At 57.5% G+C, this 4687-nt stretch carries 3 protein-coding genes and 1 pseudogene; 2 read left to right on the top strand and 2 right to left on the bottom strand.

Going from position 1 to position 4687, the window contains the following annotated elements:
• On the bottom strand, positions 1–1390 hold a 1390-nt coding region (locus ACTHL0_RS23315; RefSeq protein WP_440569335.1), incomplete at its 3' end, for a hypothetical protein.
• A gap of 378 nt (positions 1391–1768) precedes the next feature.
• On the opposite strand from ACTHL0_RS23315, the gene ACTHL0_RS23310 reads away from it, so the two are divergent.
• Both ACTHL0_RS23310 and ACTHL0_RS23305 read left to right on the top strand, forming a co-directional pair.
• A complete protein-coding gene (locus tag ACTHL0_RS23310) occupies positions 1769–2056 on the top strand; it encodes a hypothetical protein (RefSeq protein WP_440569334.1) in 288 nt (95 codons plus the stop codon).
• 228 nt (positions 2057–2284) lie between these two features.
• On the top strand, positions 2285–3862 hold the full coding sequence (locus tag ACTHL0_RS23305) for a hypothetical protein (protein ID WP_440569333.1): 1578 nt from the start codon (positions 2285–2287) through the stop codon (positions 3860–3862).
• A gap of 266 nt (positions 3863–4128) precedes the next feature.
• On the opposite strand, the pseudogene ACTHL0_RS23300 reads toward ACTHL0_RS23305, so the two are convergent.
• A pseudogene (locus tag ACTHL0_RS23300) lies at positions 4129–4687 on the bottom strand (glycosyl transferase); the annotation flags it as partial.

Here is a 4687-nt window from a genome sequence, read left to right as displayed (position 1 = left end):
ATACTTGCAGCGCATCGGCTGCCGTGATGTTGCTTACGCCGGCGGATGTCCAGAATGCCGGGGCAGCGATCGTTTTTCCAGTGAGATTCGCTCCTGAAGAATAGGCGAAATCGACGAGTTCACTCATCGCTGCCCACTTTTGAGCGTTTGCCATCATCAACTGTCGATTGAGATTGTTATAGGCGAAGGTAAGTGTCGCTGCGCTCGCCAGCAAGATGACGCATGTCGCTCGGATGGCTGAGCGAAGCCGATCCGGGGTGGCGGCGCAGGCCAGCATGCATAGCGAGAAGAGCACACCGGAAAGCCCTAGCTGACTATAAAACGTGACTAGGTGTCCTTGGAGATAACCCTTCAGGACGTTCGTCTGGTATAGCGACGATATAGACACGATTCCAGCCGGAATCGCCGCGATCAGCAGCGATGCGGCCGCGTAATAAACGCACGCTTTTGGCGTTGTTGCCTGGCGTTTGAGAAGCACGAAGAAAGCCCAGCTTGCTGCCAGGAATACGGCCACGAGCGAGAGGTGATCATGTGCGCTGTGCCATAGGCCGGCGTATGTGAGGGGGCTATCGACTGTCGGTGTTCCTTGCGCCGGAGCGGACGAAAGGTTCAGCCCGATCGCCAGCGCTGATGGCAGAAACGCTTTGCCCTGTAGCGTTAGCATCGTCTCAAGCCATGTTAGGGGATGGAGCCCAACGGATACGCGGCTGTCTCCGTTTCCGCCTGCGGTCCGTGCGCTCAACGAATACGCTAGATAGACCCCGAATGTCAGGATTGATCCGATCGCGTAGGGCCACGCGCGTGTCCACATAGCCCGGAATGACCGAACTCCGCGGTGGACGACGATGACTACAAGCAACGCAGCGTGGAGGACAAAGTTATACTCTGGCCCCCACAGCGAGCAGAGAAACAGAGCGACGGATATCCAACGCTTATAGGGCGACGGGTTGTCGATGTGTGAAGCGAGCAGCGCCGGGGAAAGGAGTCCCGCGGCCAGCCCCCAGCTGTAAATGAGCGGGTAGCCCTGGGGAAAAGTGAAGAAATAGTGAAGCGGGAAGAGCAGTAGCGTTGCGCTTGCCAGCCCGAGTGCGGCGGAGATCGAGCCAATGCGTCGTAGGAACACAATCAAGCTGGCATATACCAGCGCGAACGAACTCAGGTTGACGACGTCGTACCAGGCGGAATCGCTGAGTTTATCTGCCCAGAGGATAAGCGGCATGTTGATGAATGCCTGGCCTCGAGCTTGAAAACGTGCCACGCGAGACGCGAAGCCAAGATAATCACCCGAAGACAGCCACGCGAAGATATGGAAGTAGATGTCGTCGTGATTCTCGTAGCGGATGCCGACGAGTTGCCACGCCAGATAGCAAAACGCCACGATTGCCATCACCCAGCAGATCCGGGTGCTCGCGGCATTGGGATGCGGACTTTGGCCTAGTGATCGCTTGCTCGCCCGTTTGCTCCTCGATTCGTTTCGACGAGTTGCCGCAATGTTCTGACGCACTGATTTCCTCTGTTCGTGTTGACTTGGGCAAAGCGATAGTGATCGGCTTCTGGCCTTGGAGGCCTGAGGGGCGGGATGCAAGGCGGAGATTTTACACGCTGGCCCCCATGCTCAGCTGCTCTGACGTTCCCACGTGTTCTAGCGCACGGGGCATGTGTCCGATCGCTTGGGGGGCGGTGGCGGGAGGGCTCGCCGGAGGGGATCCGCGCAGACACGCGTGCTATTATCTCGGCAATATTTTGCTTACGCAGCAGCGTTGCCGCAATGAACGAACCTCACAAACTAGCAGACGATATTTTCGCCAAGCGGGAAACCGAAATCAGGCAAGGTCTAGCCTGCGATGGGTACTTCATCTTGCAAGGCGAAGCGTTTGGGCGCTGCGTTGATGAGGCTCGCGCAGAATACCTGGCAATCCTGCCGTCCATCGCAATGAACCCGCAGCGGTCTCAACGACACGGTGTTGATTGCGTCGACCTCGACGTATTGCCTGACATTCATGCAGCGACGGGACGTTTGGCAGCGTTCACGAACTTTTACGAAATTCTTGCTTGAGGCTGTGTAACCGGTCGACCAGGGCACCCTCGCGGGCGTCTTGGCACCGTGCGATTCAACGGTTGGTCGGCCACTGCTTTCAGCGTGTCGCTAGCCGTGCGTATCGTGTCCCCCTGTGTTTTCCCTTCTCCTCTGGATATGGATAGAACGTGCGAAGCTGATCCGCTGTCCCGCACCGGGCAGCCGGACGGTGTGCGGTGTCATTGGGGAATAGGGGCTGGCGCCTCGATGCTCATTGCGGCAGTGCTGCTGGGTGCACTCTGTTATTTCTTTGTGCCGCTCTGGGAAACGAACGACGATATAGCCATGTCGATGGTGGCCCATGGGTACGGCATCGCTAAGACGGCATCGCCCAATCTTATTTTTTCGAACGTCCTCTGGGGCTATCTCGTCAGGTCGCTGCCGTCGGTCGGCGGCGTGCTGGGCTATTCGATTGCTTCGATGGCATCGCTTTTCGTTGCATGGGCTGTCGTGCTGTATTGCATGTGGCGATGGGGTTCAGGCGTGCTGTGGGCAACGACGATCAGTAGCCTGCTTTTCGTGAGAGCGGTGCTGTTTCCGCAATTTACAGTCAACTCGGGCTTGTTAACAACGGCTGCTGTTTTGGCCGTTTTGATGGTGAGGAAAGGGGAGAAGTCTTTGTTGCCGGTGATCGGCATATTGCTTGCATTTTGCGGATTTCTGGTTCGCGCCGAAGAGTTCGCGCTAGTGGCGGGTGTTGCTGCTCCCGTTCTTATTGCGACGCGCTTCTATCGTTCGCGGCTCGCGGTGCTATCCGCTGCAGTTCTTGCTATGGCCGTTGTGGGGGCGGGTGTATACAACCACCTCAGTTATCAGGGCCCGGACTGGCAGTACTACGAGTCGCTGAACGCGGCGCGAGCCCCGATAACTGACTTCAATATGGACCAGAAGTTACTGCAGCGGCCCGACATTCTCGGGCGCTTCGGCTACACGAAGAACGATATCGAACTCGTTCGCAATTTCTTCTTTGTCGATCATCACATTGCCAACCCAGTTGTTCTGAAAGAGATGCTGACGGCACTCGGGGCCCGTTGGGGGGCGACAGGCGACCTGTCGTCCGGTTTGGACGCGATGAAATTGCTGTGGGATCCCCAAATCTTGCCGATTCTTGCGGCGGCGGCAGTGTTTTTCTTGCTCGCTCCGAATTGGCCGATCGGTTGTGCTTGGATTCTGTTCCTCGCAACGCTATTCGGCACGGGCTTCATGGGCCGTGGTGCGTTGGTGCGGGTTGAGTGGCCGGTCGTTGCTCTCCTTTTTGCGTTGTCCACGTTCAAACTATCCGAGTTCGATCGGCCGAGGCGAGCGGCGCGCGAATGGATGAAAAGAGTCACCGTCCTGATCGCCGTAATATCGTTGGCTCGCGTGCTGTATCCCATGGCGATCGATGCAGCGCACACGGTGGCTACGAACGAAGCCGCGGTTGCCCGATTTCCCCGAGAGGTAGTCGTTGCCTGGGGAGCAGGCTTGCCGTTCGAATCGATATTCCCTCCTCTCGCCAACGACGCGCAGGTTCGCACGATGAATGTGATGCCTTTCGGCGTGTTCACCTACGCTCCGTTTTCTGTCGCTTTCTTTGAAGAGAAGCGTGGCCAAGGATTTGTAAACCGTATCCGATCTAAGGCGGGTATCTTGATCGTTGCGGACAAGCCGAACATGGAGCGGCTGAATGTTTGGTGCGCGGAGCGCTTCGGCGGGACCCTCAAGACGTCGTCAGCGGAATCGGCTCCCTATATCAAGATTGACCGTGTCTGGTGTGTCAACTCCGATAGCGTGACGGGGAGATAGCCGGTAGAGCGACGCGCCAAGGATGAAAAAGGGAACGGCGTAGAACGAGTATCCTGCCGGCTTGCTGGTGAGTTCTCGCAGGAAGTCATAAGGTGATCCATGCGCGAGCAAGTACGCGAATGCACCCACAGCGCTTAAATAGATTGCTGTTTGTTAGCGCCGATGTAAATCACCCACCGCAGTACTTAGATTCATGATCGTGCTTGGATTGGTTGCTGCGGCTGCGAACGGCGGCAAGAATCGTGGCAACCGCCCGCATTACGCCGTCACGCTTCTCGCCGTGGGGCAGGAAATCCGAGGTACGCGAAACGTTTCGCCTCGAGTCGGCCTTTCGTCACAGTGTCCAACACCAGGCCGCACGTCAAGAAGAGGAATCCAAGCAAGGCGAGCGCCACACAGAGCAAGGCTGTCGGCAATCGCGGCACGAGTCCGGTCTGGATGTAGGTGTCGAGCAGCGGGACTGCGAGCCCGATCGACGCAAGCAGACTGATCGCAAAGCACAGCGTAAAGAACATGAGCGGGCGCTCGAGTTTGAACAGGCGGATGATCGTTAAGAGGATGCGGAGCCCGTCTCGATAAGTGTTGAGCTTGCTATGCGAGCCATCTGGACGGCTACCGTAGCGGGTCTCGACCTCGGCAACGGGCATGCGCAGCTCGAGGGCGTGAACAGCTAATTCGGTCTCGGTTTCGAAGCCCTTCGCATGGGCGGGGAATGATTTGACGAAGCGGCGGGAAAACACGCGGTAGCCGGAGAGCATATCGTTGAACGCCCGGCCGAAAATTGCGGCCGCGCAGCTCGTCAACATGACGTTGCCGAAACGATGT

It is taken from the genome of Trinickia sp. (assembly GCF_051961175.1).
Taxonomy (GTDB): domain Bacteria; phylum Pseudomonadota; class Gammaproteobacteria; order Burkholderiales; family Burkholderiaceae; genus Trinickia.
The sequence above is the reverse complement of the archived record's forward strand: the minus strand, read 5'-3'. Positions and strand labels throughout refer to the sequence as shown.

Bases quoted from the DNA above. Each gene is read 5' to 3' on its own strand.
- ACTHL0_RS23310 (WP_440569334.1), top strand. From the start codon at position 1,769: ATGAACGAACCTCACAAACTAGCAGACGATATTTTCGCCAAGCGGGAA.
- ACTHL0_RS23305 (WP_440569333.1), top strand. From the start codon at position 2,285: ATGCTCATTGCGGCAGTGCTGCTGGGTGCACTCTGTTATTTCTTTGTG.